We start from the raw sequence: 23675 nt of genomic DNA on the forward strand, positions 1-23675 counted from the left end.
CTCCCATAAAAGTGATATATGGCAGTGCAAAACCATAAAAATTCCTGATAAATACAATACATTCTTTTGCATGTTACACTGAGTGATAAGATTTTTTATGATAATGTGTGGTCGTATAAAAGCCGTTTAAAAATCTTGAAACTTTATGACCATCATTTTAAAGTTTATCCCATCATACAAAAGACATATCGGTTGCTAGGAATGATCTGTTGTATTACGCTGTCCTTTTTCATAAAAAAGATAATACAACACCAATTCTCCTCAAAATTTTCTCATATTTTCAACTTTTCATTTTACAATCCTTCTTGCCTTTAAGCACTAACTTACCTTATGTTTATTCTTTAAATCGCCTTTAATACTCTACGAGCTTTTATGTTTTATCTTGCCCATATATCGGATGTACATCTTTCCCCTCTCCCAAAACCTTCCCTTTTTGAACTTTCTGGAAAGCGTCTTACCGGTTATCTGAATTGGCAAAAAAAACGTAAGAGTCAAATGGCAACAAATGTTCTTGAAACTTTAATAGATGCCTTGAACAAAAAAAAGCCTGATCATCTTGTGATCTCTGGTGATCTTGTGAACCTTGCTCTCGATAAGGAATTTGAACAAGCCCGTCGTTGGCTCCTTAACTTGGGACAACCTCAAGATATTTCTTTGACATTTGGCAATCATGATGCCTATGTCCGTGGAGCCTTGCAAAAAGCATGTACTCTCTTTAAACCTTGGATCACAGGTGATGTGCCTCAAAAAAGCGCCTTTCCTTTTCCTTATATGCGCATTCGCGAAGATGTCGCCATCATAGCTGCTTCTTCAGCCATTGCGACACCTCCTTTTCAAGCTTCTGGTTATTTTGGTAAAATGCAAGCGCAAACGTTACCGCACCTTTTAAATGAAGCAGCACAGCGCAACCTTTTTCGTGTCGTCATGATCCATCATCCTCCTTTTCCCAAGGCAACGTCTTGGCATAAAAAATTACGGGATATAAAACGTTTTCTAGACGTTATAAAACGTCACGGTTGCGAACTTATTCTTCACGGACATACTCATTTACCCACTTTAAAATACATTGAAGGACCAATTAAAAAAATCCCTATTGTTGGTGTTCCTTCCGCATCACAAGCTTTTGGTGATAAAAAACCACCCGCAGGCTTTAATTTATTTTCCATTGACCGCTTACAAAAACAATGGCACTGTCAGTTGCAACGTTATAGCATTATCAACCCCCAAAACGAGATCGCCTGTACTGAAACAATTAATCTTTAAATGCTTAAACACTTCCAACGTTACCCAAACAATCTAAAGCGAAAATATTTTTACTTCATATCCCTTTGTAAATCATAATTTTATTGCCCTTCTCTTCTTAACAAGACAAAGTTTACCCTTCTTTTGTCGATAAATCAATTTCTCTCAGAAAAGCTCCATTGGCTTGCCCACTGATGTGACTAACTTTACAAATTCATTGGTTTACGTCCTTCCCATTCTCAAGGACGAAAATTTCTATCCTATCTGATCTATCAATAATCCGGATTCTTTTCGTACGGGTTTCCTCTGCCGATTGTGTATGCGATTTACTTCACAAATTTCTACAAACCTTGCTTTACCCCTCCCACCAAAGCATCTCATACGCAAAATCCTCATACCACTTAATGATATTTTATAGGATAATAGAGAAGCTTATTTAGCTTCTATACCTCAATATCAATGACGATAAAAAGCCCAATAATAACTAAAACATATAATTTCAATAATCCATCCCCTTGTAATTCATAAACAAATGATGTTGATTGATTTATGATAAATAAATTTGAAATGATCCCCTACTTTTATACTCGACAGTTATTATCGTAAATTTGAAGAATTTATGAAAAATAATAGACTCTATTTCAATAATAGACATAGATAATAATGTTTTTTATGTCACGATAAATTATTAATTTTCTATCTATTTTTCCTATAAAGTATTTTATAATTATTGTATTACTCTGTATTATTATTTATAATAAAGTATAAAATATCCAATAATAATAAAAAATTATAATATGAATTTTCATTATTATTGAGTTATGATGCTGATGTAATTTTAACGCGCTTTAAAAGAAATTTTTTGTTATTAAATAAAATATTTTATGATAGCGTAAAATAGAAAAGTCGATTGTATGAGAGGCTTTTCAAATACGATAGAATGCCATTGGGTTGCCAATTTACACGTTTGTTTTAAATAAGCATCTTTGCTACTTAAGCTCATTTCACGACGGCAACCCATGAATGGATTAATGGTAAAATCCATTGAACACTATGTTTTTACGTTTATGAGGGAGAAAATCGCTACCATTACACTCTTTTCCCCCAATATTGCAATGGCTCTCGGTACTTAAGACGGTTCATTAGAGGCATTTTTTCTTTCTTTAATGTTTTTTATCCTCACGGCTCTCCCGACTTTTGACGTGCAAAAGAGATGGTTTTGATTGTTTCAACATAGAATAGATTTGAAATGAGAAAATCTTATGATATTCGTAATTCTCATTCCACATAAATAGTGAATTATCTTTATAAATCAAACTATTGTTCAAATAAAACAGCATTCCTTCTGAGTGCAGGAATATTTTCCTGTACCTATTAAAAAATAAAAGCCTCATTTGAAAATGAGACTTTTAAACCGTTTAATTCTGCAAAAAATTAAAATTTATAAGCTACACCCACGCGGAAATCATTTGTCTTGTAGCCTATTTCATATTTATCCTGTACGAACTTCTTCTTGCCAAAATCTGAATAACGATATTCTGCACGCACAATGACATTATCAGTCATTGCAAAATCAACACCCCCTCCAAGGGTATAACCAATCATGGTCTTTTTCTCATCATGCAATAAATCAGAAAGATCAATTGCTCTACTTTTGCTATCAGCTATTGACGCAAAAATATTCTGAAGCTGCGTATAAGCAACCCCTCCAGAAACATAGGGCATCATACGCTCAATCGCAAAACCAACTTTCACCCGCGTAGCACCAGACCATTTTTGTTTTAAAGTATGACGTATAGCCTCAATAAGCAACGCTGGAGATTCCTCCTCATGAGAATCTCTTGTTAGACTTGTTCTTTCTGAAGATTTTGATGTTTCTCCAGTTTGTTTTTTTTGGGGTATAGGAATATCCTTCGCATTCTTTTTATCAGACCACATAATATCCGTATCAATACCTATAATAAGACCATTATCGATATCAATATTGGAACCTGCATAAATCCCCCCTATAAAACCAGAAAGTTTAGGTAAATTTTCTTTTGGAACTCGCTCCCATTTTCCAGCAGCCTTTAAATAACTTGCAGTTGTTTTACCTGAAAAATTGCCAATCTGTCCTCCAAGATAAAACCCTGTCCAAGAAAAAGCAGGTGCTGTAATAACAGAAACAGGCTGCTCACGAACAACGACATCTCCTGCCTGTAATACAGAAATTGAAATTAAAGAAAAGATAGATGTTGAGACTAAATACTTTGTAATCATAATTGCTCCCCTAAAAGCTAATGTGATACATAAATAATAGTAAATCGTTTCACACTTTTTGCAAAAAATCTATAACAAAAATGACACAGTTATAAAAAATTAAAGTTTACATTAAAAAATAAAAATAGTTTATTAATAAATATATTATAAAACTTTTAAATATTATTAATTTTACATTAATTATTACTCTATATTATCTTTTATATTTTCATATTTTTTATTATTAGCGAGCATTGTATAAATAATTATAATATCAATTTTTTGAAAAAATGAGAGAGATAATCAACAAAAGTTTTTGTCTTATCTAATTAAAATATCTTCGTAATATTAGTGTTATAAGAAATCATATATAGCCACTCCCTCTATAAGTTTTTATCTAAAGCTGCGTGATAAAAAACACTCTTTCCCATATTCTTGTGTTGAAGATTTCTCAATTCATCAGTGTATCTGATAGACTGCTGCTTAATAAATGAGCCATATGCTTTTATCATACCCATGAGCTAAGACCATAGAGTATCATTCACTAAAAGGTCGTCACTAGATTGCTTTTTTATAAAGAATGATGCCGAAAAACAAGCTCATTTAACAAATGAAATTCTTTCATCACACTTGAGAAATCAATAGAGAAAAATTTTCACTCTCTAAAACTGTCAAGTATATAATAAAATATTAAAACTAAGATATAAAAATGGAATGAACAGTTTTTATTATTCTATAATATCTATTTATGTTTTATCTAATAATCACATTCAATGCTTTCATAAAATTATTATAAAATATATTAATATTTCATAATTTTTGTAAAAACTGAACAAACCAATTGCCCAGTTTCTGCAATTAATTGTTCAACACGAAGCAAATCAGGTTCCCCAACACTATTTAGCAAAAGGTCACTTAATCCAGGAGGCATATCATTGGGATCAAGGAGATCATTTAAACAAAGCCGTATAATTTGACTCAAATTTGTATAGAGACCATAGGCATAATGTAAATCAGCAATACATGACTGATTAAGAAAACTGTTCGGTAAGTGGTCTAAAATATCCGCGGTCGTCGCTCCAATTTGAAACTCAATGACATGCGTAATAAGAGCAAATTGAGCGATAAACTCCAAATCCATAATGCCACCAGACATCGTTTTCAAATCCCATTGATTTTTTGGCGGCTTTTCTTTTGCAATCAAAGAGCGCATTTCACATACTTCTTTTGCGACTTCGTTCTTATTACGAGAAATAGCAATAATTGCACACACTTCATTTTCTAGCTTTTGTAAAAAATCTGGATCTCCTGTAATGCCTCGAGCCCTTGTTAAAGCAAGATATTCCCATATCCATGCTTCTTGACGATAATATTTTTTAAAAAATGGAAAAGAAACAGCAACAGGTCCTTTATTGCCTAAAGGCCGTAACCTTAAATCAACGGCATAAAGAACACCTTGGCTTGTAAGTGTGGATAAAGCAGAAACGAGGCGCTGTGCTAAACGCGTATAATATTGAGAGATGTAAAGAGGCTTTTCTCCATCAGATATTTCTGCATCATCATCGTGTTCATAAAGTAAAATGATATCAACATCCGAACCCGCTGTTAATTCACGACTTCCAAGCTTCCCCATTCCCAATATGCCAACGCGTCCCCCTTTAATACGGCCATGAAGACGAGAAAATTCCTCTTGAACGGCAGAAAATGTTTTTGTAATCATCAGATCAGCAAGCGCAGTAAAAGCAAAACCTGCTCTTTCCCCTGTAATTGTACCATTCAAAATTCGAATACCAATCAAAAAACGTTGTTCATCTGCAAAAATCCTTAAATGGTCGAGAATTTCCTCATAAGAAAGAACATCTTCAAGAAAATATTCAAGCTGTTTTTCTAAATAGGTTCTTGTCGGTAATTCTGAAAGAATATTTGGGTCTAACATTCCATCAAAAACATGAGATCTGCGTGTAATAATTTCCGCAAGACGTGGCGCAGCCCCCATAATAAGGACAAGCATATCTAAAAGAGAGGGATTAGACTGCAAAAGACTAAAAAGCTGAATTCCTGAGGGTAAGCCCTGTAAAAAACTATCAAAACGCAACATCGCCTCATCAGCACGTTTTGTTGCGCCAAAAGCTTTCAAAAGAGCTGGTGTTAATTCTGTTAATCTCTCTCGCGCTTCAGCAGATTGCGTTGCTTTATAACGACCAAAATGGAGGGTGCGCATAATCCGACAAATATCACTCGCTCTTTCAAAACCTAAACGGCTTAATGTTATTAACGTCTCCGGATCATCTTCTTCTCCTGTAAAAACTAAATTGCCAATTTCTAAACCAAGTTCTTGTTCATTCTCAAACAGTGCTGCATAGTGTTTTTCAACAACATGAAGTGTTTTTAATAAATCACGGATAAAACCGCGTCTGTCGTGATAGCCCATTAAATAAGCAACGCTCGTGAATTGAGAAATATCATTGGGAAGAAGATGCGTTTGTTCATCCGCAAGCATCTGAATACGATGTTCCACATTTCTTAGAAAAGCATAACTTTTTATAAGATTATCTCTTGTTTCCCCACTAATCCAACCAAGCGTGTGAAGTTCCGCTAACATTGCAACTGTCTGGCGTCCACGTAATTGAGGAAAACGCCCACCAGCAATAAGTTGTTGTGTCTGAACAAAAAACTCAATTTCACGAATACCACCACGACCTAACTTTATATTATGTCCATAAGCTGCAATTTGACCGTAACTTTTATGCGCATGAATTTGACGTTTGATCGAATGAATATCAGCAATCGCAGCATAATCTAAATATTTTCGCCACACATAGGGAAAAAGTTCTTTCAGAAAGTTAAAACCTGCTCTCTTATCGCCAGCAACTGGACGTGCTTTAATCATAGCGGCTCGTTCCCAATTTTGTCCACGCCCTTCATAATAACGCAAGGCAGTCCTGACCGGTAAGGCCAAAGGTGTTGATCCTGGATCTGGACGAAGACGAAAATCAAGACGAAAAACATATCCTTCCGCAGTGCGCTCTTGAATGATACGGATTAATCGACGTACCATTTTAGAAAATACGTCGACACTTTCAGAAAGATTACCAATATGAGGGGACGTTTCATCAATAAAAACAATAAGATCAATATCAGAAGAATAATTAAGTTCTCCTGCTCCTAATTTTCCCATCCCTAAAATGATTAAACCACAGTCTTTTTCTGGATTCTCACGGCTCAGCAAATTGATCTTACCATGATCATGTGCTTCTCTTAATAGAAAACGCAATGCTACACCTAGTGCAGCTTCACCCAAACGTGTCAACCAAGCACATGAAACTTCGTAAGTAAAAACACCACTCAAATCAGCTAAAGCAATGAGGACATGCACTTCTCGTTTTTTGCGCCTTAAAGCAGCCATCAATGAAGTTTCATTTATAGATTTATCCTTATCAATAACCGTAATATCATCGATAATTTCGCTCAGCCTTGTTTCTATATCAACATGCAATAAAGGACTAAGATATGATGGGTTGGCAATTAAAACCTCACGCAAAAAAGGAGATAAAGTCATAACCGCACGGATAAAATCAATTTGCGTTCCATTTTCTGAAATGATGGAAACAAGCGGTTCTAAACCTTCTTTCCTTGCTTGTTCTTCCATGTCTTTTAACCATTGGGAACCACTTTCATGGAGAGGGCATAAAGAGAGAAGCTGTGTTTTTAAAAAAGCTTGTTTCATCTCATCTCCCTTGAAAAGCATTTTGCCTTCCTTATCCATTGCATTATACTTGTAAAATAGTCGTTCCGTATGAAAAGAAAAAACTGAAGAAAATATCTTTAAGGAAATAACAAAACAACCCTAAGCCCTGGATTTGCATTTTCAAGTAACAATTCACCCCCGTGCAGCTTCATAACTGCTTTTGCTATACTTAAACCAATCCCAAAACCAGGTTGTGTACGGCTTTCTTCAAGACGAACAAATCGTTCTGTTACTTTTTCACGTTTATCCTCTGCTATTCCTGGACCATTATCGCTTACAACAACTAATAAATGTTCATCACGATATTCCATTGATAAGCAAACCTTCGCTTTTTCCCCATCTTTAGATGCATATTTAATCGCATTATCGATAAGATTAAAAATTGTTTGCGCGACAAGCTCACGATTCAATTTAAGCTCTTTATCAAATATATCTCCTAACTGAAGTAAAACACCTGACTCTTCAGCAAAAGGCTCGTAAAGCTCAACAGCATCTTCAAGGATCAGTTTCATATTCATCATCTCAAGATGCTCAATAGCACTGCTCGCTTCGATGCGTGAAATCATTAAAATCGCATTAAACGTACGAATAAGTTGATCTGATTCAGCAATAACACTCTCAAGGACCTGACGATATTCAAACTTTGTCTTGTTTGCCGAAAGCGCCTCTTCAGCACGATTTCTAAGACGCGTTAACGGTGTTTTCAGATCATGAGCAATATTATCTGATACTTGACGTAAACCAATATTTAACTCTTCAATGCGGTCTAACATAACATTAAGATTCGTTGACAATCGATCAAACTCATCCCCTACCCCTGAAACAGGTAAACGCCCACTGAAATCACCTTCCATCAAGCGCCGTGATGCTGCCGTGACCTGATCAATCCTTTGTAAAGCTCTCCTGCCAACAAAAAACCATATGAGTAAAGCGCCTCCCACCATTGCAGCAAGTGCAATGATCACAGCTTTACGAATAACCGCCGCAAAACGTTCGGGCTCATCCAAATCGCGTCCTATAAGAATCTTCATAGCATTAGGCAAATCAAAAACGACCGCCAAAGCGCGATGTTCACTTGTTCTGCCATGTTCTCCAAAACGTGAATACAAAAAGGAGGTAGAAATAAAACCACTCTGCTTCAAAAGACCTAATTCAATACGTGCTACATTGCCTGCTAAAATACGCCCCATAGGATCTGTGACAAGATAAAGAAATGCCCCTGGTTGTCTTGAACGATAATCTATCGTGCGTATTAATAAAGGGAGCCCTCCATAATTATAAGCATTTTCAATATACTTTAATTCTTCATGTAAAGCCTGTTCAGTTTGCTCTGTTAACAACGAAGCAGAAAATGCCGTCATATAAATAGAAAGACCTGTTGCCACCAATCCAAACAATAAAATGTAAAGCGCTGAAAGCCTTAGCGCTGTCGTGCGCATTATATTAATCAAACGATTCATCTTTGTTATCTGGTGCTTTCAGCATATATCCAGCGCCTCGCACAGTATGAAGAAGCGGAACATCAAAATCTTTTTCAATTTTGGCTCTCAAACGAGAAATATGGACATCAATGACATTTGTTTGTGGATCAAAATGATAATCCCAAACATTTTCCAAAAGCATAGTGCGTGTAACCACCTGCCCCGCATAGCGCATTAAATATTCAAGTAAACGAAACTCTCGTGGTTGCAATAGAATGTTTCTATCCCCCCGTTTTACCGTATGTGCTAACCGATCAAGCTCAAGATTGCTTACGCAATAAACAGTTTCTGCTTCTTTAGGATTCTTCCGCCGTTGTAATACTTCAACACGCGCAAGAAGTTCAGAAAAAGCATAAGGCTTTGTCAAATAATCATCTGCCCCTGCACGCAAACCCGTCACACGATCATTAACTTGCCCTAAAGCTGAAAGGATAAGAACTGGTGTTTCATTGCCTTTAGCACGCAATTCCGAAATAATAGAAAGCCCATCACGACGCAAAAGCATCCGATCAACAACCATAACATCATAACTTTCTGTGATCGCTAAAGCGTATCCAGTATCACCATCATAGGCAACATCAACGGAATGCCCTACCTCCCAAAAAGCCTTTTCGAGATAACGTCCTGTCTCACGATCATCTTCGATAACGAGTATTTTCATAAAACGCATCTCCGTTATTTTTATAAAATTACATTGTAGGACAGAAATCTACAAAATCTCTGTCCCACTCATCATAAAGTGCTATTTTTTGAAAATTGGAAGAGCGACAAAACGATTTTGATCATTTGTTCGGATCTGTAAGAGTATAGCTTTTCGCCCTAGCTTTTGGGCATCCTTGATTGCATCAGTAATATCAGAAGTTTTTTTAACAGATTTATTATTCACTGTCACAATGACATCACCTGGGCGGATTCCCTTATCTGCAGCATCTGAATCCGAATCCACATCTGTTACAACCAATCCTAAATCATCGTCAGAAGGAGCAACAATTAACCCATAATCTTCCAATGTTTCATCTGAATCTCCACGTTCATTTAAATATTTTGAACTTTCTTTCTTACCTGCATCTTCAGGCATTGCAGCAAGTTTAACTTTGATATTTTCCTCCTTACCGGATCTCCAAATCCCTAAAGTCACGGTTTCTTCCGGACTCATATTTGCAATACGCTTTGCCAAGTCACGAGAATCATTAATTTTTTCATCATTCACTGAAATAACGACATCACCTGCCTTGATACCAGCCTTTGCTGCTGGCCCTTTTAATGGATCAGTAACCAAAGCACCTTTCGCTTCTTTCAAACCTATCGAATCAGAAATTTCCTTCGTTACTGGCTGAATCATAACCCCAAGCCAACCACGTTGAACTGAACCTTTTTCGATAAGTTGTTGCACAACCTGTTTCACTGTCCCTGCCGGAATAGCAAAAGCAATCCCAACATTGCCTCCTGAAGGAGAAAAAATCGCCGTATTAACGCCAACAACCTTACCATTCAAATCAAAAGTTGGACCTCCAGAATTTCCTCTATTAACAGCAGCATCAATCTGAATAAAATCATCATAAACACCCGTGCCAATATCACGTCCACGTGCCGAAACAATACCTGCTGTCACAGTTCCACCAAGACCGAATGGATTACCAATAGCAACAACCCAATCTCCAACGCGAAGCTTTGAATCATCACCAAAATCAACATAGGAAAATTTTCTTTTATCATTTACTTTTAGGACAGCAAGGTCAGTTTTGGGATCTTTCCCAATAAGCTTTGCGTTCAATTCTGTACCATCATCAAGAACAACTGTATAACTTGTCCCATCAGAAATTACATGATCATTGGTCACAATGTAACCATCAGACGAAATAAAAAAACCCGATCCAAAAGCTATAGGACGGAGTCTCTGTGAATGATTGGGAAATTTATTTTTAGGCTTATCAAAATCATAAAACTCTTTAAAAAGCCTTTTCAAAGGGTGTTGATCTGGTAATTGATCAATCCCTGGACCACTAAAAAAGTTACTAAAGAACCAATCTTCTTTCTTTTTATTGCTCTTTACTTGTACTGCAACAACCGCTGGTTTTACTTGAGCAACGATATCTGCAAATCCTTGTTGTTGCATTAACGAAGTAAATACAGAACTTGCATGAGCCTTTGTCGTCCATAAGCTTGATGTACATCCACTAAAAAACAGTGCACTCTCCAATACTGCGGAAAAACTTACTGCGACAAATGTTTTAAAGAAAGTTTTTTTTAACATTTACTCTATGCTCCTATTCAATCATACTTTCTATCCCAATCTGATCACTTATAAAATACCAGACCTTACCGTTTTCTGTCTAAATTGTTAAAGTTTTGTAAGATTTCAGTATCCTTCAATATAATTACAATAAGGTTGAATGCTCATTGCAAATGAGCTAAGCTTTCCCTCTTATATAATATCCTTTTTAATGTAATGGCGTTTTTGACTGTTTTTTCTTAATTGCATTTACAATCATTATTTTCCCACGCTTATACCCTTTTAACTGGAAAAATATGACACTTGCACCAATGATGATAATAATCAAAGGCGAAAACCATAAAAACCAAGTTGTTTTATTAAATGGTGGTTTTAAGAGAATGAATTCACCATATCGCTCAACAAGAAAGTCAATCACCTGCTGATTACTATAGCCCATTTTTAGTTTTTCCCGAATTAAAAGCCTTAAATCACGTGCTAGAGAAGTATCTGAATCATCAATTGATTGATTTTGACAAACCGGACAACGTAAATGCGATGAAATACCGCGCGCGCGCCTTTCAAGAATTGTATCCTTTAAAATCTCATCTGGCTCTACTGCTATAGCTAATCGAAAAGGAAACATTGCGATTAAAAAAAATAAAATCCAAAGAATTTTTTTCATCTCAATGTCTTCTCCAAAAATTTAAAGCAAGCAGAACCCTCTTGTACATGCCAGTACGAAACCAGTACCCCAGAAGAGAAAGACATCCTCCCATAGCCATCATGAATGCCCCTAACCAAATGCATATGATATAAGGCTTCCACCATATGTGCACAACAAGACCCCGATTATCGAGATGTCCCGGCACAATATAGAGCTGCGATAAGCCATAATTTTGAAGACCAACTTCCGTTGTCAAAGTATTTTGGCTTGAGTAAAATCTCTTTGAAGCTGTTACATGACCCACGATTTTTTTATTTTCATATATTTTAAAACAAAACTCCATTGCCGAATAATTCGAACCAAAACGATCATGCACGGTATCAAAATAAAGCATTTTATCCGCTATCGTCACCCACTCTCCTATGTTCATGGTTAAAATACGTTCTTGACTAAAACTTGCCACACAGACAATACCAAATAATGTAACGCCTAGTCCCATATGTGCCATTGCTGCACCAAAAACAGACCACGGCAATCCAAAAAATCTCTTAACGCGTACTGAAAAAGCTCTCTTGCCATATCCACTTTTTCCCCACAGGTCCGCTAAACTGCCTAAAAAAACAAACGCTGAGAGCCCAATGCCTAAAACTGCAAGAATATCACGCACAGATGTCGCATAAAATAGTATAAAACAGATGGTAGCAACCAAGACAAAAACAAACCACAACCGTTCAAAAACTGCGAGAAAATCACCGCGTTTCCATGCCATCATTGATCCAAACGGAACAAACAACAACAGCAAAAGCATGAGTGGTCCGCAGGTAAGGTTAAAAAAAGCAGCCCCTACAGAAATTTTTTGCCCTGTTAACATCTCAATAAAATAAGGATAGAGTGTACCAATCAATACTGTGGCTGTTATTGTTGTCAGTAACAAATTATTTAAAACAATAAACCCTTCGCGCGAAATTGGTTGAAAAAATCTTTCTGTTTTTACAAGAGGGATGCGCAAAGCAAAAAGAAGAAAAGCCGCTCCCGTAAAGAAAAATAAAAGTGCAAGAATTGCTTGTCCCCGTGCTGGATCAACAGCAAAACTATGAACAGAAACTAAAAGTCCCGAACGAACAAGAAACGTTCCCATAAGAGAAAGGGAAAAAGTAAGCAATGCTAAAAACAAAGTCCAACTTTTCAATATTCCTCGTTTTTCGAGAACAAGAGCAGAATGTAAAAGAGCCGTTCCTGAAAGCCAAGGCATAAACGAAACATTTTCAACAGGATCCCAAAACCAATACCCTCCCCACCCTAGCTCATAATAAGCCCAATAGGAGCCAACCATAATCCCCAATGTCAAAAAACACCAAGAAAGTAAAAGCCAAGGACGGACCCAACGCGCCCAAATCTTATCAATATGCCCCATAATCAATGCCGCAACAGCAAAAGAAAAGCAAAGTGAAAAACCAACATAACCTAAATAAAGAAGGGGGGGATGAATCGCTAATGCGATATCTTGTAAAAGAGGATTGAGATCATTTCCCTGTAATGCTGGTGGATTCACACGTAAAAATGGGTTGGATACAAAAAGAATAAATAAAAGAAAAGCGCTTGTAATCCAACTTTGACAAATTAAAATGAGTGTCTTAAAATCTTCCGGCAAATATTGGCTAAACAAAGCCATCAATGCACTAAAAAAAGTGAGACTTAAAACCCATAACAACATAGAGCCTTCGTGGTTGCCCCAAACACCGGTGATTTTATAGAGCATCGGTTTTTCTGAATGAGAATTCTCAACAACATTTAAAACAGAAAAATCAGATACAACATGAGCGTAAATCATCACTAAAAAAGATAAGAGCAATAATGTGAAAGTGATATATGTTAGAGGAATAGCTGTTTGCATTAACAAACGCTCTTGCCTCCAAAAACCTAAAGCAGGCAAAAAAGCTTCTAATAAGCTTACGGCAAATGCTGCGGCTAAAAAAATATGACCCAGTTCAACAAGCACAATCGAATTATTTCTCCATACTGTAATGTTTTTTCAAGCGATCAGCGGTTTCTTTAGGCATATAAGTTTCATCATGTTTTGCTAAAATACGCGTCCCTATAAAAAAACCCTGTTTATCGAAATGTCCTTCTACAATCACCCCCTGACCTTCACGAAAAAGATCCGGTAGGACACCATTGAAAACCACTTTTTCATGTTTTGTGTTATCCGTTACAAAAAAAATAACGCCTCTCTCTCCCGTATATTGAACGGTCCCCTTTTCAACAAAGCCGCCCAAACGCAAAGAGCGTCCAGTTAAAATATCTTCTCTTGTAATATCAGAGGGCATTCTAAAAAAACTGACCGCATGACGCATTGCATACACAATGAGACTTGCTGCAATTGCCATAACCAAACAACACAATAAGATGATCAGTAAGCGCTTTTTTTTTCGCTGCTTTAAAATAAGCTTCAACGAAGCAGAATTCTTTAAAGATTGATTGTTCATAGACACTCTACGAAAAAATTTTCAACACGTTCTATAAGCATCCATATTTTATTTTTTTAAGAGCTTTGCACATCTTCTATAGAGGTGCAACTTTTTATCAAATACCTCACCTTTGCAAACAAGCTTATCAATACTTTTCTTCCTTTTTTGATTTTTACACCAATTTTTATTTAATCTATAACGACTTGTGCCGTGTTCTTGACATTTTTCATTTCTGTTCTTCACCCCTTCCACATATACCTTCCACTTCTAGATGTTTACTGCTCTTGTCGTTCTAAATAGCTTTTCTCTTTTTATTTCTCTATCTCAATTGGCGACGATCACTTTTCTTTGTCCGTTCACTTGCTGTGCCAAGTAACTGAAACATCATTTTTTCAACCCGTGAGCGTCCTGCAAAACTTTCAGGCATTGTATCAAGAAAGCTTTGTAAAAACTGCACTGCCTGCGCCGTTTTTCCGGCTTGATGAAATGCATCGGCCAACAATAAACGCGGGTAAAAATCTGTTGGCGCTAAATCTGCTGCTTTTTGAAAAGCATTTTGTGCCTCTTGCGTTATCACTCCCCCTTCAGAACCAACCAATGCTAAACCATATCCTACAAGCCTTGGGGCTGTTTCTCCATTCAAACGAAGTGCATCTAAATAAGTATTCACAGCTTCTTGAAAATGACTTTCTTCGAGATACCCTACCGCTAACGCATCTGCTAACTTGCCATCATGAGGAGAGCGGAAAAAAAGCACTTGTAGACGAACAAGCTTTTCTTGCTGACTTAGAATTTTAGGATTCTTATCCATTAATTCGCTAAAAAAATAACTTTTCACTTCTGGATTGCCTGTCAGCCCATAGATACTCCAAGTCATAAGCAGGACAAACAAAACACTTAAAGCTTTAAGAATATTTCTTTTTTTATAATGCCTATAAAGCTTATGAGAATCAACCGTATGCATATGACTTCTATAACCATTCATGGTTTGAACTTGCCAATTTTTCTTTACCCCATCGTCAAAACGTAGTGAAAGAAAAAGAATAATTGCCAGAAAAGTGAGAAAAAATGCTGCCAAAATGAGTAAGAGCATATCGTTTTTTTCCAATACGAACAAAGATAACGCGCTTATCTTTTGCTCTCTTCATGAGAAGAGTGATGTGAAAGGATAAAAATTTATCTTTTTATGAAGAATATCGTAAAATCTATTGTTCATTTCTCTTATATGGCTCACCTCTACCAAGAAAACAAAAACAAGATTTTATTTTCTATTTTGATTATAAATACGGATCTTCTGAAAAGCCTCCCTCCTTTTTTGTCCCTACTTTTTTGTATTGTCTAAAGATTTCTTTACAAAGTTTATAGACATTTCCTGCTTAAGGAGAAAATATGTTATTCTCCCATTTTGGGTAATAAGACTTTTGTACACAGCCCCCCCAAGACAGAACGCGATAAAAAGAGATTGCCACCATATTCATTCACCATATCTGAAACAATTGCTAACCCTAAACCTGTCCCCGGCTTACTTTCATCAAACCGCCACCCTCTTTTTAACGCTTCATCAATTTTATCTTCTGTTAAACCAGGACCATCATCTTCGACAAGGATACTAAAGTATTTTTCTTCTTCAACGTTTGCTTCTAAACAGCAAGAGATCAACACCTTTACACGAGACCATTGAGTAGCATTTTCAATCAAATTCCCTATAATTTCTTCTAAATCTTCCTTCTCTCCAGAAAAAACAATATCATCAACATCCATCATAAATTCAATTTGTTTTTCAGGATTAAGCTTTTTCATAACCCGCACTAAACGATCAACCATACTGCGGACAGATGTATGATAGACAACACTATCGCATTGTGCTGCAATCCGCGCCCGCTGAAGATAATGATTGATTTGAGCTTGCATTATTTGCGTTTGCTCTCTCAACAAACAAGCCTTTTCTCCGCGCATCTTATCTGTCTCATTCATAATCACGGACAGAGGTGTCTTCAATGAATGCGCGAGATTACCAACCTGCGTGCGAAATCGCTCAATAATACGCTGATTATTCTTAATGAGAGCATTCATCTCTTGGGCAAGCGGCATGACTTCGCTGACTAAATCGGTATTCACATAGTGAACTCTTCCTTTTCGAATATCATTCAATGCGCGTCGAATAAGCTTAAATGGTTGAAAACTAAAGAAAATAATAGCCATATTAATAAGAACACTCCCGATACCAAAACTCCAAAGAAAAATTTGCAAAGTTCGCTTAAATCCCTTTACTTGAGCATGCGCTTCATCAATATTCCCAACAAGCCGAAAACGTGCAATATGATTTTTATTATCAAGAACAACATCACTCTCAATCACTTGTAGCTTTTGACCATTGTTTCCCTTTATCCGATAAGAGCGAAAGAATTTATTGTCAAAAGGTATATCGACATCGCTGGGTGTAAATATCTCTCCTGATCCCAATGAGGGGGAGGTCAATCTTCCTTTTAAATTATGAGATATGGCAACAACTTCCCAATACCATCCCGTTGTTGGATCAGCATAACGAATATCATCAATTCCAGCCCCTTCTCTCAAAGTGCCTTCTGGTGCTACCGTCACTGTTGCAATCAAACTATAGAGTTGAGCAGAAAGAATACGCTCTAGGCTCTCTTCAGTTGAACGTTTATAAAATAAAATACTCACTGTAGAAATCGATAAAAGAGAAATAACAACCCATAGTGTTGATAAGATCATAACACGTAAACTGAGAGATCGCGTAATTACAAAAAAGAGTCTCTGAAACCAATGATCCTCTTTGAAAACATTCATTCATCACCTCCCGCTCTCACGCGATACCCCATTCCTCGAATAGTCTCAATCAAATCCACGCCAAGCTTCTTGCGTAACCGCCCTACAAAAACTTCCACCGTATTCGAGTCCTTATCAAAATCCTGATCATAAAGATGCTCAGTAAGCTCCGTTCTTGAAATGACCCTGTCACAATGATGCATGAGATATGAGAGAAGTCTGAATTCATAAGATGTTAGTTTAATCAATTGACCATCCAAAAAAACACGAGATGTCTTCGTATCCAACAAAACATTTCCGTAACATAAGGTACTTGTCGCATGTCCTGTCGTACGACGAATTAGCGCCCGCAAGCGCGCTATCACTTCCTCCAAATGAAATGGCTTCACAACATAATCGTCAGCCCCTGCATCAATACCGTGTACCTTATCAGACCAGCGATCTCGTGCCGTTAACATTAAAACAGGCATGGTGCGCCCTTCTTGACGCCATTTTTCAACAACACGAATACCATCAGTCTGCGGTAAACCTATATCAAGTATCACCGCGTCATAAGACTCTGTGCTGCCTAAAAAATAAGCCTCTTCACCATCAAAAGCACTATCGGAAACATATCCTGCATGTCTTACAGCTTCTGCTAATTGATGGTGAAGATTCCGATCATCTTCAACGATTAAAATACGCATCACAACACCATCTGTCAAAGATTAATCAGTAGGAACGAAAAACTCAACACGGCGCAATTTCTCACCATTACGGGCTGGTACAACAAGCACAATTGCACACATATTCTTTCCATCATGAACAACCAGTTCTGAACGAACGAGAACTCCTTTCTCTTGAGTTGCAACCTTCTTACCCGCCTCAACGCAACCGGCAGCCATAACAGAATCGGCTCCTAAAAAAGCAGTTATTAACACGAACAAAAAAACTTTTTTCATCATAGATATTTCAATAACCTCTCTTCTTATCTTCTGATAAGATAAAAGAAATAATGTTTTTTGGTGGGCAATTTAAAAATCACAAGTCAATTTAAAAGCGACAAATGAAAAATAATTTATCCTCCGTCTTACAGAACAACATACTAATATTAATTAAATTTACAGAATAACATACTAATATTAATCCAAATTTTTAAAAATTCAAAATAAAATATTTTTAATAATGAGCATAAAGTTTATTGGATAAAATAATACAAGCTTAATACACTGTTTTACGGGAAATGAATAATTTTCAAATAAACTCTTTCTCTGTAGCTCTATAGAAAAAAAATACTTCTACTCCATATAATTTTTATAGATTTGTTTGGTTGTATTGCTTTGCCATAGGCTCTTTTTAAATGTTTAATTTTTTTAAAAAAAAGAAAGGACAACAGCATAAGCCATTTCACAGCCCTGCTCTCATCGAATTAGATGCACGATTAGATACAGCGCTTTATCGCATTCGTTCTGCTAACAGTTTTTTCTGGAAAAAGGCAAAAATCATCTCACAAAATTTTCATCTTCAAGGATGGAAACGCTTTATCGTTGAAGTTCTCGATGAAATACTAACATTAGGGTTGATGGGCTTTACTCTTTTTACCATTTTGGGCATTTCTGTTTTTGAACTAACCAAAACAGATTGGGCTTCTCCTAAAAATTTTTCCATTCTTTTTCTAGATCGCTATGGAAATTCCATTGGTCACCGTGGTGCACTGCCGGCGATTTCTGTCCCCGTTGAAGAAATGCCTGACACCGTTATTAAAGCGGTTCTCGCTACAGAAGACCGTCGTTTTTTCGATCATTGGGGTATTGATTTTCAGGGGCTTACACGGGCACTTTCACAAAATATGCAAGCTAAAGGTGTGGTGCAAGGTGGTTCAACTCTCACACAACAATTGGCTAAAAATTTATTCTTAACAAACGAGAGAACCATAACACGTAAAATCAAAGAAGCTTATCTTGCTCTTTGGTTAGAGGCAAACTTTAGCAAAAAACAGATTTTGCAACTTTATCTTGATCGTGCCTATATGGGAGGAAATAATTTTGGTATTGCAGCCGCGGCAAAATTTTATTTTGGAAAAAATATACGTCATGTATCTTTGAGTGAATCGGCTATGCTCGCAGGGCTCTTTAAAGCTCCAACAAAATACGCCCCTCATAGCCATCTTTTTGCGGCTCAAACACGTGCCAATGTCGTCCTTTCTAATCTTGTTAACAGCGGCTTTATGACAAAGAGCCAGATTATCAACGCACATCGCCACCCTGCTAGGGCACTTCCCCAAATAGACAATAATCAGCCTGATTATTTTCTTGATTGGGCATTCGAAGAAGTCAAAAAAATGCGTGATCAACTTCCAAGCCATAGTTTAGTCATTCAAACAACCATTGATCCAGCACTTCAAAAAATAGCAGAAGAATCAATTGCATATCATTTACATCAATATGGTCAACAATATCGCGTAACACAAGCCGCCACCGTTGTACTCGATAATAATGGCGCCGTATGTGCAATTGTTGGAGGACTGGACTATAAAAAAAGCCAATTTAACAGAGCGACCCAAGGTGGACGACAAACTGGTTCTTCATTCAAACCTTATGTTTACGCAACCGCCCTGGAACACGGTCTTTCACCTTCAACAATTGTTTTAGATGCCCCCATCAATTGGGGCGGTTGGACACCAAAAAATAATTCTGGTCGTTATCTGGGAAAAATTGATTTAGCAACGGCTTTAGCCTTTTCCATTAATACAGTCCCTGTTTATCTCACCTATCAATATCTTAACCGCGATACAAAACCCATCATAGACCTCATCAAGAGTATGGAAATTAACGCACATATTTTATCACATAAAACGATGGTCCTTGGAACTTCCAACATGACCCCCATGGATCAAGCAACTGGCTTTAATGTCTTTGCGAATGGCGGGATCGCTGGTAATCGTCATGGGTTCACACAAATCAGAACAATCGATGGTCATGTAGTGTGGGATTTCGAGCATAACGGTAATAAGCTCCATCGAGTACTCAGTGAACAATCAGCAGCTTATATGAACCAAATGATGGTGGGTGTCACAACACGAGGATCCGGTAAGCGTGCTGCTCTACCCATGACTCTTGTTGCTGGAAAAACTGGAACATCACAATCCTATCGTGATGCTTGGTTTGTTGGCTTTACGGGCAATTATACTGGAGCGGTATGGATGGGAAATGATAACTTTTCACCAATGAATCGTGCTTTTGGGGGTGGTGTTCCTGCCATGATATGGCATCGCATCATGCTCGCAGCACACCAAAATATCATGCTCAAACAGCTCTACGGTGTAAAAGATTCCCTCCTTCCTTATCAGCCACCAACACTTTCCTCCCATGCTAATTCTGAATTTTCCCCCCCAATACCCTCTACACTTTCTCCTGAAACATTGCATATCGTGCGATTGATTAACAAAGATCTAAAAAAACAATCTGCAATTTTTTTTAAAATGAAAACAACGGGAGATTCAACATTTTGAATTCAAGATATTCACGGATGCTTTTTAATATTACCATTTTCTTTTTTATCTTCGCTTTTTCGGTTTTATGGGGAACATTGAGTGTCGATTATGTGCTCAATTCCTTTCCTCATTTTGGACGCTTTACAATTGGAAAATGGAGTGCTTACCCACAAGTAGGAACCACCAATATGGATCCTTATACCCGTGCCCGCACTGCCAAACAAGGCATCGTTTCACTTGGACGCACTGAAGGTATTAGGTTCCAGATTTGGCAAGATAACCAAGGGCGTCCACTCCACCCTCTCTGTCATTATTTGCTCAAAGGCAGCATCCCTGAAACCCGTCTTTTTACCCTTTATACCGCAGATAAATCCCTTAAACCCTATACTTCATCGGAAGATATACCTTTTGAACTCCACACAAATGCTATTACTTATGAACATGATGGCTCCTTGCGCATCAATATTTCATCCACACCGCAAGCCGGAAATTGGCTTGCAACAGTGAGCCAAAAAGAATTCGGGCTTATTCTCACCCTATACGATACCTCAATCATCTCAGCAACGGCATTACAAAAGCTTACAATGCCCTCTATAGAACAAATCCCATCAGGACAAATAAATTGTGATTAGATTTATTCATACCGCACTTCTTGCAATCATTGGCGCTATTATTGTTCATATTTGCGTTCTCTTTATGATCCCCACTTGGGCACAAAATAATATATGGACAAGCCTTAAAAAATCTGGAGCCCCTTATCAATTTGTTGATTTACCTCCCGATAATCCTATTCAACAATCTGCTGATCCACTCTTTCTTCTTAAAGTCTGCAGATTTAATCTTGAAAATGGACCTGTTCATTTAAAAGCTTTAAAAACACGACAATTTTGGTCACTGGCAGCCTATACACACAATGGAATTATTTTCTATAGCCTTAATGACCGAACAGCCCCTGATGCTACACTCGATCTTATCATTGGAAAACCAATACAAATCATAGAACTCAAAAAGTCAAAGCCTCAAAAAAATGCCAATTCAGTTTTGATTGCTAAAAATTTGAATGAAGGTTTTGTTATTTTACGTATTTTTTCCCCTTCTTCCCTTGCAAAAAAAGAAAGTGAAGCTTTTCTTTCATCAGCGACCTGCCGCATATTTTATGAATAAAAATATTCTCACTTCTCATTTGTACAACGACCTTCTTTTTAATAAAAACGAAACAAGATCTATCAAAACAGTTATCTTTTTCCTCTATTCAGCGAATACTCGAATTCCGGTTTGTCTGATTTTAGATGCTTAAATTTTTTATTGAGATAGAAAAATATTTTTAATCCTCTCACATAATCCTCTATTAAAATACAAACCACATGTATAAAGAAAAAGTAGCCTATTAATTAGTAATATAAGATAAAATCTCTGTTTTACATATTCATATTATACTTGCAAAATACTTTTATTTATAATGATAATTTATTTCTTTAACTGTTGAATGAGTGCTCCGAATATCGCAGGATTCTCTCATTCCAAACTTAACCCATATTGAATCAATCAAAACCATGTCTTTTGCACGTCAAAAGCGAGATTGGCGTGTAAATAAAAACTGTACGAGAAAAAACTAAAAATGTCTCTTATAAACGGTCTGCTCAAAAGTTATCGCAACATTGGAGCGAACAAATAGAATGATAATGCTGGTTTTCTTCTTCATAAACGTAAAAGTGGGGATGCTTAATCGCTTTATCGTTATTACCCTTCATAGACACTGTCGCGCAATGAGTGTGACAAGCGTTGAGAGATGTCTCTTAAAAACAAGTGCCGTGAATTTGTACCCTAATAGTGTTCCATTATTCGATAGGCTTATCTTACAGAAAAAATTTTCCGCAATGAGAGGAAAAAGAGGAAAGTTCTATATGCTGATAAAAACGGAAAAACTTGTTCGTTGATCTTATTTTTACGTATTTACGAACATTCTTATAAAGTTCGATCAATGACATCATAAAGTGCTGAAGAAATACTTATTACCTTCAATGAAGCGCTAAAATAATCGCTAGAAATTGATGAGACATCTCGCATCCTTGACCTCAAAAATAAGTGCTTTACTTTTGTCTTATAAGCAAAAGCTTTTTGTAAGATAGATAATTTGAAAAAACTTTGCTTATAATTTACAGCTGAGGGGAAAAACTTCATGAAGAAGAAATATGTTCGATTAATTTCAAGAGCAGCGGTATGGTCCCCTCGCTTTGGTGGATTAGCGTTTTTTATTTTATTATTTTCGATCATCTTACAACGTTTTTCCGTGCTTAACATAAGCGACTTTATAATTTTGATAGGAATCTCTACTTGTTGTGTGATTATTTCTCTTCTTCTTGCTTTAAAAGCACTTCATAGCTTATGGGTCTATGGAGCCCTAGGGGGAATGAAAGCTTTAAAAGGGATCATTTATTCACTCATAACTGCTACACCATTGATGTTATTTTTTGGACTTTGGTTGACCTTACCAGCTCTTTACGATATTTCTACCGACACACAAAGCCCACCCACTTTTTTTCGCACAATACGTCCCAGCGATGCTTTACCCCTCAAAAGTGTTTTGACTGAACAAGCAACATTACAGATGTCACAATGGCCAGAAATGTCGGGGCGCCGTTATGATGGCTCACCTAACCGTATTCGCGAATCCGTTCTCAATGTTTTAGAAGCCTATGATTGGCCTATTGTCGCACAACGAGAATTCAAAGGCGAAGACAATGAGATTTATATTGAAACAAGAGCTAAAACTTTTTACCTTGGTTTTATTTCAGACATTATCATTCGTTTAACTGATGAAGGGGATACTACTTTTGTTGATATGCGCTCTGCTTCTCGCTATTTACCAAGAGATTTGGGAATGAATGCTGCTTTTATTATCAATTTTATGGATGCACTTGATACAGAAATCGCTTCTCTCCCTCTTTCTCAAGATGATGGATAAAAATCAAGAGAGATAAGACACTTTATTTCATAAAAATTGCTTATTTTTCAATAAATCATGATACATAAGCAAACAATCACTTTTCAAAAACTATAAACTGACAATGCTTATACAAAAGACAATAATCTCAAAATAACCCATGCTTGAAATAATTAAAAAGATTCAAAAATAGGAAATAAAAAACAGAACTCTTGATGATAATGCTTGATATTTATTAAAGACACTGTCTCACTGTAATCAGCAAACATTTTTTTAAGATTATATGCTATTAAATAAATTAAATTTATAGTATATATTCATAAAAATTATTATAAAAACAATTACAAAAATTAAACCTATCACTAACAATAATATGTTTTTTTTGTATTCTTTTTTATTATAATTTTTATATT

General features: G+C 36.6%; 17 protein-coding genes. 5 read left to right on the forward strand and 12 right to left on the reverse strand.

Annotation, left to right across the window (positions count from 1 at the left end; translation table 11 throughout):
• Window positions 1-372 precede the first annotated feature (372 nt).
• Window positions 373-1263, forward strand: a complete 891-nt coding sequence (locus PVV57_RS02030) for a metallophosphoesterase (protein WP_273717638.1) — start codon at window positions 373-375, stop codon at window positions 1261-1263.
• Window positions 1264-2676: 1413 nt separating this feature from the next.
• Here the strand turns inward: PVV57_RS02030 and PVV57_RS02035 are convergent.
• From PVV57_RS02035 to PVV57_RS02090, 12 genes are all read right to left on the reverse strand, one after another.
• Entirely contained in the window at window positions 2677-3501 is an 825-nt protein-coding gene (locus PVV57_RS02035; RefSeq protein WP_273717639.1) for an outer membrane protein, read from the reverse strand.
• 781 nt (window positions 3502-4282) lie between these two features.
• A complete protein-coding gene (locus tag PVV57_RS02040; protein ID WP_273783341.1) occupies window positions 4283-7207 on the reverse strand; it encodes a bifunctional [glutamine synthetase] adenylyltransferase/[glutamine synthetase]-adenylyl-L-tyrosine phosphorylase in 2925 nt (974 codons plus the stop codon).
• Between the two features lie 98 nt (window positions 7208-7305).
• Window positions 7306-8688, reverse strand: a complete 1383-nt coding sequence (locus tag PVV57_RS02045; protein WP_273783343.1) for a HAMP domain-containing sensor histidine kinase — start codon at window positions 8686-8688, stop codon at window positions 7306-7308.
• Window positions 8672-9370, reverse strand: coding sequence for a response regulator transcription factor (locus PVV57_RS02050; protein WP_273783344.1), 699 nt, complete (start codon window positions 9368-9370; stop codon window positions 8672-8674). The genes PVV57_RS02045 and PVV57_RS02050 overlap by 17 nt, the downstream gene beginning before the upstream one ends.
• An 81-nt stretch (window positions 9371-9451) precedes the next feature.
• Window positions 9452-10963, reverse strand: coding sequence for a Do family serine endopeptidase (locus PVV57_RS02055; RefSeq protein WP_273717643.1), 1512 nt, complete (start codon window positions 10961-10963; stop codon window positions 9452-9454).
• A 187-nt stretch (window positions 10964-11150) separates the two neighbouring features.
• Window positions 11151-11606: a cytochrome c-type biogenesis protein gene (locus tag PVV57_RS02060; RefSeq protein ID WP_273717644.1), complete on the reverse strand. Its 456-nt coding sequence runs from the start codon at window positions 11604-11606 to the stop codon at window positions 11151-11153.
• A gap of 1 nt (window position 11607) precedes the next feature.
• Complete coding sequence (locus tag PVV57_RS02065; RefSeq protein WP_273783345.1) at window positions 11608-13587, reverse strand: heme lyase CcmF/NrfE family subunit; 1980 nt, start codon at window positions 13585-13587, stop codon at window positions 11608-11610.
• 7 nt (window positions 13588-13594) lie between these two features.
• Complete coding sequence (gene ccmE, locus PVV57_RS02070) at window positions 13595-14074, reverse strand: cytochrome c maturation protein CcmE (RefSeq protein ID WP_273783346.1); 480 nt, start codon at window positions 14072-14074, stop codon at window positions 13595-13597.
• Window positions 14075-14375: 301 nt separating this feature from the next.
• Window positions 14376-15149 carry a tetratricopeptide repeat protein gene (locus PVV57_RS02075; RefSeq protein WP_273783348.1) on the reverse strand — a complete coding sequence of 258 codons (774 nt, stop codon included), beginning with the start codon at window positions 15147-15149 and terminating at the stop codon, window positions 14376-14378.
• A gap of 299 nt (window positions 15150-15448) precedes the next feature.
• Window positions 15449-16867: an ATP-binding protein gene (locus tag PVV57_RS02080; protein ID WP_273783350.1), complete on the reverse strand. Its 1419-nt coding sequence runs from the start codon at window positions 16865-16867 to the stop codon at window positions 15449-15451.
• Window positions 16864-17532 (reverse strand): response regulator transcription factor, encoded by a 669-nt coding sequence (locus PVV57_RS02085; protein ID WP_273717649.1) that lies wholly within the window; start codon window positions 17530-17532, stop codon window positions 16864-16866. Before PVV57_RS02085 ends, PVV57_RS02080 begins: the two co-directional genes overlap by 4 nt.
• Window positions 17533-17553: 21 nt before the next feature.
• Window positions 17554-17790, reverse strand: a complete 237-nt coding sequence (locus tag PVV57_RS02090) for a hypothetical protein (RefSeq protein ID WP_273717650.1) — start codon at window positions 17788-17790, stop codon at window positions 17554-17556.
• A gap of 395 nt (window positions 17791-18185) precedes the next feature.
• On the opposite strand from PVV57_RS02090, the gene PVV57_RS02095 reads away from it, so the two are divergent.
• The 4 genes from PVV57_RS02095 (at window position 18186) to PVV57_RS02110 (ending at window position 23283) form a co-directional block, all read left to right on the forward strand.
• Window positions 18186-20336, forward strand: coding sequence for a transglycosylase domain-containing protein (locus PVV57_RS02095; RefSeq protein WP_273717651.1), 2151 nt, complete (start codon window positions 18186-18188; stop codon window positions 20334-20336).
• A gap of 17 nt (window positions 20337-20353) precedes the next feature.
• Complete coding sequence (locus PVV57_RS02100) at window positions 20354-20950, forward strand: DUF1214 domain-containing protein (RefSeq protein WP_273717652.1); 597 nt, start codon at window positions 20354-20356, stop codon at window positions 20948-20950.
• Window positions 20943-21482 (forward strand): hypothetical protein, encoded by a 540-nt coding sequence (locus PVV57_RS02105; protein ID WP_273717653.1) that lies wholly within the window; start codon window positions 20943-20945, stop codon window positions 21480-21482. Before PVV57_RS02100 ends, PVV57_RS02105 begins: the two co-directional genes overlap by 8 nt.
• Window positions 21483-22497: 1015 nt before the next feature.
• On the forward strand, window positions 22498-23283 hold the full coding sequence (locus tag PVV57_RS02110) for a DUF1499 domain-containing protein (RefSeq protein WP_273783351.1): 786 nt from the start codon (window positions 22498-22500) through the stop codon (window positions 23281-23283).
• Window positions 23284-23675: the final 392 nt, after the last annotated feature.

Source organism: Bartonella sp. AU15XJBT (assembly GCF_028618615.1).
Lineage (GTDB): Bacteria > Pseudomonadota > Alphaproteobacteria > Rhizobiales > Rhizobiaceae > Bartonella.

Bases quoted from the DNA above. Each gene is read 5' to 3' on its own strand.
- PVV57_RS02040 (WP_273783341.1), bottom strand. From the start codon at position 7,207: ATGAAACAAGCTTTTTTAAAAACACAGCTTCTCTCTTTATGCCCTCTC.
- PVV57_RS02050 (WP_273783344.1), bottom strand. From the start codon at position 9,370: ATGAAAATACTCGTTATCGAAGATGATCGTGAGACAGGACGTTATCTC.
- PVV57_RS02100 (WP_273717652.1), top strand. From the start codon at position 20,354: ATGCTTTTTAATATTACCATTTTCTTTTTTATCTTCGCTTTTTCGGTT.
- PVV57_RS02055 (WP_273717643.1), bottom strand. From the start codon at position 10,963: ATGTTAAAAAAAACTTTCTTTAAAACATTTGTCGCAGTAAGTTTTTCC.
- PVV57_RS02060 (WP_273717644.1), bottom strand. From the start codon at position 11,606: ATGAAAAAAATTCTTTGGATTTTATTTTTTTTAATCGCAATGTTTCCT.
- PVV57_RS02075 (WP_273783348.1), bottom strand. From the start codon at position 15,149: ATGCTCTTACTCATTTTGGCAGCATTTTTTCTCACTTTTCTGGCAATT.
- PVV57_RS02030 (WP_273717638.1), top strand. From the start codon at position 373: ATGTTTTATCTTGCCCATATATCGGATGTACATCTTTCCCCTCTCCCA.
- PVV57_RS02080 (WP_273783350.1), bottom strand. From the start codon at position 16,867: ATGAATGTTTTCAAAGAGGATCATTGGTTTCAGAGACTCTTTTTTGTA.
- PVV57_RS02095 (WP_273717651.1), top strand. From the start codon at position 18,186: ATGTTTAATTTTTTTAAAAAAAAGAAAGGACAACAGCATAAGCCATTT.
- PVV57_RS02110 (WP_273783351.1), top strand. From the start codon at position 22,498: ATGAAGAAGAAATATGTTCGATTAATTTCAAGAGCAGCGGTATGGTCC.
- ccmE (WP_273783346.1), bottom strand. From the start codon at position 14,074: ATGAACAATCAATCTTTAAAGAATTCTGCTTCGTTGAAGCTTATTTTA.
- PVV57_RS02035 (WP_273717639.1), bottom strand. From the start codon at position 3,501: ATGATTACAAAGTATTTAGTCTCAACATCTATCTTTTCTTTAATTTCA.
- PVV57_RS02085 (WP_273717649.1), bottom strand. From the start codon at position 17,532: ATGCGTATTTTAATCGTTGAAGATGATCGGAATCTTCACCATCAATTA.
- PVV57_RS02090 (WP_273717650.1), bottom strand. From the start codon at position 17,790: ATGATGAAAAAAGTTTTTTTGTTCGTGTTAATAACTGCTTTTTTAGGA.
- PVV57_RS02045 (WP_273783343.1), bottom strand. From the start codon at position 8,688: ATGAATCGTTTGATTAATATAATGCGCACGACAGCGCTAAGGCTTTCA.